1 protein-coding gene is annotated in these 533 nt (G+C 54.4%); it reads right to left on the minus strand.

What is annotated here, in order from left to right; genetic code table 11:
* Window positions 1–533, minus strand: a 533-nt coding sequence (locus tag SM447_RS29905; protein WP_474576210.1) for a methyltransferase domain-containing protein, incomplete at both ends; no start/stop codon positions are given.

Raw genomic sequence — 533 nt, forward strand, 5'->3', positions numbered from 1 at the left:
CTTTTCGGCATAGGTCGATGCCAATTGTGTCCGGCGGCGCTGCACGCTGGTTACACTGTGCGGTCGAACGTTCTTTTTGGTCGGGGCGGGCGGCTTGTTCGCGGCATTGTTGCGGGGATTGGCCTTACGTTTTTCGATGCCTGAGATCAGGATTTGAGAGATCTCGGACATCTCGGCCTGCCAATCGCTGGTGAAGCTTGGAGAGTAGGGTTGGACTTGGGTCTCGCCGGGATTATTCGAAAACACCGCGGTGGCGTAGAACTCATGTGCAGACCACGAGTAGTGGACCAGATTCAACCCCGACAGTGCGCCCACGCGGACCATGTTGCTGCGGTTACACAGAAAAAGATGTTCGCGGTAGATATAGGGTTTGTGCAGAAGCGGCACCTGTAGAACGATCCGCCCTTTTGGTGCGAGAATTCGCTTGGTTCGCTCCAGAATTTTGATCGGGTGTTCGAGATGTTCGAGAACATGCCAAAGCACGACGGAGTCGTATCGAGTACCAGTGTCCATTGCATCTTGCAGGAATGCAT

Source organism: Micromonospora aridisoli (assembly GCF_056150025.1).